This is a genomic window from Gemmatimonas sp., from assembly GCF_044345575.1.
GTDB lineage: Bacteria > Gemmatimonadota > Gemmatimonadetes > Gemmatimonadales > Gemmatimonadaceae > Gemmatimonas.
The window spans coordinates 1-4263 of record NZ_JBIJAW010000282.1; the positions used below are offsets into that span (position 1 = coordinate 1).

The following is a 4263-nucleotide window of genomic DNA, read 5'->3' on the forward strand; positions in this document are numbered from 1 at the left end:
TCGCCTACTTCGTCCGCCTGGAGCACTACGTGAGCTTCCGGCGCGAGCTGCTCACGGCGCGATGGGATGTGCTGGCGCGCATGCTCAAGCTGGGCGTCCCGCCCGGTGCCGAGTTCGCGCTGATGTTCCTCTTCACGGCCGTGATCTACTACGTGATTCGTGACTTCGGCTCCGCCGCACAGGCGGGCTACGGCATCGGTTCGCGCGTGATGCAGAGTATCTTCCTGCCGGCCATGGCCATCGCTTTTTCGGCCGCCCCGCTCGCGGGTCAGAACATGGGCGCGGGCAAGAGTGAACGAGTGCGGGAGACCTTTCGCTGGGCGGCGATCATAGGCAGCGCCCTGATGGCCGTGCTCACGCTGCTCTGTCAGATCCGCCCGGAACTGTTCGTGCAGGGGTTCACCGAGGAGGCCGAAGTGCTTGCGGTCTCGGCCGAGTTCCTGCGCACGATTTCGTGGAACTTCGTCGCCTCGGGGTTGATCTTCACCTGCAGCGGGATGTTCCAGGCGCTTGGCAATACGCTGCCGTCGCTCATTAGCAGTGCCTCGCGGCTCGTCACGTTCGCCGTGCCCGCAATGCTGCTCGCCCAACGTCCGGGCTTTCAGTTGCGTCATGTGTGGGTGTTGTCGGTGCTCACGATGACGCTGCAGGCCGGTTTCACGCTCTGGCTGCTCACCGGCGAAATGCGGCGACGCACACCGGTTGCCGTGGCGTGAACCACACTGCAGGTTGAACACACTCCCCCTCGCCCACCTGTATCGCTCATGACCCGCAGCGTCGTTGCGGTCTTCTCCGGTTTCCTCCTCATCGCCGCGCTCAGCTTCGGCACCGATCTCGCCATCAGGGCGGCGATGCCGGCGTTGTTCGACGCCAACGGCCGCACGGACAGCGTCGCGGTCCTGCTACTCACCATCGGGTACGTGGGACTCTACGCGACGGTCGGTTGCTACCTCGCCGCGCGTCTGGCCCCGCGGTCGCCCATGCGCCATGCGCTCGTGCTCGGCGGGCTGGGGCTGCTGTTCAACGTGGCCGGCACCTACGCGGCGTGGGACACGGCACCGGCGTGGTATCACATCGTCTCGCTGGTCCTCGTTATGTTGTGGGCATGGCTAGGCGGACGCATGCGGGAACAGGAAACGAGTGGCGCCACGCAGGCGTCGGCGGTCGTGTAACCACGTCGGGTGGAGCCATGTGGCGTACCCTTGTCGGAGCGGTACTGGGGGCCATGGCCGTCACGGCGTGCGGCAAGACGACGAACGTCACGCCCGCCGACGTGGCCCTGCAGTTCTACGTGACGCTCGAACTTGGCGGCGTGCGCGAGGTGCCGGAGCCACGGGCGCTCATCGCCATCGAGCCGTATCTCACGCCGGCGCTCGCGGGCGACCTCAAGGCCGCGCGTGCGCGTCGTGACGCGCCGTTGCCGCCGGGGAGCACGGAGAAGCCTCCGTTTACCGACGGCAATCCGTTCAGCAGCCTGTTCGAGGGGCACTCCACCTACCGCATGGGTACCACGGCGATGCGCGGTGACACCGCCCTCGTGACGGTGTCCTTCAGCAACATCGAGCAGAAGCCCGCCGTGGAGTGGAAGGACACGGTGCTGCTGCTCCCACACGGGACGGGTACATCGCGCAGCTGGCGCGTCGCCGACATCCGGTACGGTAGCACGTGGGAGTTCGGCTACCGCGGATCGCTTCGTGGCGTGCTGAAAGCGGAGTGAGTGCCGCGCGCTGAGCGACGGTCAAATCCGCCGGCGCATCAACGAATCGACGCCCGGGTGCGTCTCGCAGGGGTGACGACGATTCGCTCCGTGCTGTCTCCTCCCGCCCGATCTCCAATGTCCCGATCCTCTGCTGCGCTGCTGTTTTCGCTCTCGGCGTTGGCCACTGCGGTGGCGCCCGGCACTGTGTCTGCGCAGGGCAACGTGCTCCCCGCGCCGGTCATCGCGGTGGACAGTGCCGACCCGGTGTCGGTGCTCGTATCCCGCCTCGATCTCGAGCGTTACAAGGCCACCATCAAGGGGCTCACCCAGTTCGGTGATCGCCGGCAGGGTACGAAACGCAATCGTGACGCGGTCGATTGGATCGAGGCTCAGCTCAAGAGCTACGGCTGCGCGAACGTGGAGCGGCTCACCTACGAGTACAACCCGCCGGCGCCTACGCCCCGGCCAGCTGGTGCTGGTGGCGCTACGCCGCAGCGTCCGGCCGGTCCTCCCATGTCCGCTGGCGGCGGCCGCGCGCGCGGGGTGCGTACACGTACTGGGGTGAACAGCGATTCGCTGCGTCAGCCCGATGCACGGCTGCGGGCGCTCAATGCGGAGCCGAGTGTGCCCGGTGAGCGTCAGGAAGTGTACTGCACCAAGATCGGCACCACGCGTCCCGACGAGATGTACATCATCGGAGGACATATGGATGGCATCGGCTGGGGCGAAGCGGCCAACGACGATGCGTCGGGGTCGGCGATCGTGATGGAGCTGGCGCGGATCTTCAGCGACCCGGCTGTGAAGACCGATCGCAGCATCCGCTTCGTGCTCTGGAACAACGAGGAAACCGGGCTCAATGGCGCGCGCGCCTACGTGGAGCAGCGCGCCAAGCTGCAGGGGATCGAGGAGCCGAAGGGCTCGGGGAAGTATCCGGAGCCCAAGTGGCTCGGCATGATCCAGCACGACATGATGATGTTCGATCATGGCATGCCCAATGCCGACGGCACCATGCGCAAGGAACAGCGCCCTGAGGCCGACGTGAACATCGAGTTCCAGAGCAACTCGAAGATGGCGAAGCAGTCGGCGGACCTCGCGTGGTTCCTGCACGGCGCCAACGCGAAGTACGCTACCGACTATCCGGCGCAGGTGGGGCCGCACATGACCAATACCGACTCTGGACCGTTCCAGGATCTCGTGGCCGCGATCTCGTTGCGCGAGAACGAGCGCGGCACCCAAGTCGGCAGCGGCTGGGACCCGCACTGGCACCAGCCCACCGATCTCTTCTCGACCTTCAGCAACGCCGACTTCAAGCTCGGTCTCAACGCCGCGCAGACCACGCTGGCGGGGGTGGCGAAGCTGGTGAACGCCACGCTGGCGCGAGCCAAGTAGAACGGCAACGGAAAAGCGTAAAGCGTTAAGGGTTGCCTCCCAACCACACCGCGTAGACGGCATCGCTCGTCTGCTATCGCCGTGCTGTTAGGAGGCAACTCCTTACTCTTTACGCTTTACGCCGCTCCGCTTACGCCGTTCTGCGCCGCGCTATAAGCGCGGCGCCCTCGAACTCCACGGTCGCGCCCGTTCGAGTTGTCCGGCCAGTCGGAACAGCGTGGCCTCGTCGCCAAGCCGCGACACATAGTGCGTCCCGATGGGCAGTCCGTGCGCGTTCCAGTAGAGCGGCACCGACATCGCCGGCTGACCCGTCACGTTGAATAGCGGTGTGTACGGAATGAACCCGAACACCTTGCGCGCTGTCTCATCGAGCAGGCCGGCCGCGCGCAGCACACCGCCAAGACGCAGGCGCCCGAACAGCGCGAGCACGGCGCGCTCCGCCGCACTTGGCTGCAACTGGCCGATGGGGAAGGGCGGCGCTCCCAGCGTGGGTGTCACCAGCACGTCGTAGCGCGTGAAGAACTGCCCCACTGTGCGGCCGGCCAGCTGCAACAGCCGCACGCTGTCGGCGTAGTCTGCCGCGCTGTACGAGGCGCCCACGAGACCGAGTGCCCAGGTGGCCACTTCCACGTCGTCGCTGCGTGGTGCCCGCTTGAGCTGTTCGCCGAGCCACATGATGTCGGCACGGCACTCGGCGGCCACCACCGTCAGGAAGGCGCGGGCGAGGCGCGGGCCATCGAAGGTGGGGGTTGCAACTTCCACGTCGTGGCCGAGCGTGCGCAGCAGCGCTGCCGCATCATCCAGCGCGGCGCGGCAGTCGGCGTGCACCGGGTTGCCGCGTGAGGTGTCGGCGAAGAAGGGCTCGGTCGTGACCGCGATGCGGAGGCGGCCTGGCTCGCGCGTCACCTCGTCGAGATACGGCCGCTCCTGTGGCGGGCACGAAAGCGGAGCGCCCGCATCCTCGCCGGCCGTGCAGTCGAGCATGGCCGCCGAGTCGCGTACGCTGCGGGTGAGCACATGCTCCTGGACGAAGCCGCGCCACGCGTCGCCGAAATCCGGCCCCGTCGGCACGCGGCCGCGTGACGGCTTGAGGCCGAACAGGCCGTTGCACGATGCCGGGATGCGGATCGAGCCGCCGCCATCCCCGCCGTGGCCGATGGGTACGATGCGCGCGG

Annotated in this window: 5 protein-coding genes; 4 read left to right on the top strand and 1 reads right to left on the bottom strand. The window is 67.1% G+C overall.

The window, feature by feature from the left end; all coding sequences use genetic code 11:
- From ACIQ6O_RS13580 to ACIQ6O_RS13595, 4 genes are all read left to right on the top strand, one after another.
- On the top strand, positions 1-716 hold a 716-nt coding region (locus ACIQ6O_RS13580), incomplete at its 5' end, for an MATE family efflux transporter (RefSeq protein WP_396208325.1).
- A 48-nt stretch (positions 717-764) separates the two neighbouring features.
- Entirely contained in the window at positions 765-1172 is a 408-nt protein-coding gene (locus tag ACIQ6O_RS13585) for a hypothetical protein (RefSeq protein ID WP_396208326.1), read from the top strand.
- A gap of 17 nt (positions 1173-1189) precedes the next feature.
- Complete coding sequence (locus ACIQ6O_RS13590; protein WP_396208327.1) at positions 1190-1717, top strand: hypothetical protein; 528 nt, start codon at positions 1190-1192, stop codon at positions 1715-1717.
- A gap of 117 nt (positions 1718-1834) precedes the next feature.
- The gene (locus ACIQ6O_RS13595; RefSeq protein ID WP_396208328.1) at positions 1835-3088 is read left to right on the top strand and encodes a M28 family metallopeptidase; all 1254 of its coding nucleotides are present in this window, start codon (positions 1835-1837) and stop codon (positions 3086-3088) included.
- Between the two features lie 150 nt (positions 3089-3238).
- On the opposite strand, the gene ACIQ6O_RS13600 is transcribed toward ACIQ6O_RS13595, so the two are convergent.
- Positions 3239-4263: amidase (locus tag ACIQ6O_RS13600; RefSeq protein WP_396208329.1), on the bottom strand; the 1025-nt coding region annotated here is incomplete at its 5' end.

What these genes read in the sequence shown, in the direction of transcription:
- ACIQ6O_RS13585 (WP_396208326.1), top strand. Translation starts at nt 765, where the DNA reads ATGACCCGCAGCGTCGTTGCGGTCTTCTCCGGTTTCCTCCTCATCGCC.
- ACIQ6O_RS13590 (WP_396208327.1), top strand. Translation starts at nt 1,190, where the DNA reads ATGTGGCGTACCCTTGTCGGAGCGGTACTGGGGGCCATGGCCGTCACG.
- ACIQ6O_RS13595 (WP_396208328.1), top strand. Translation starts at nt 1,835, where the DNA reads ATGTCCCGATCCTCTGCTGCGCTGCTGTTTTCGCTCTCGGCGTTGGCC.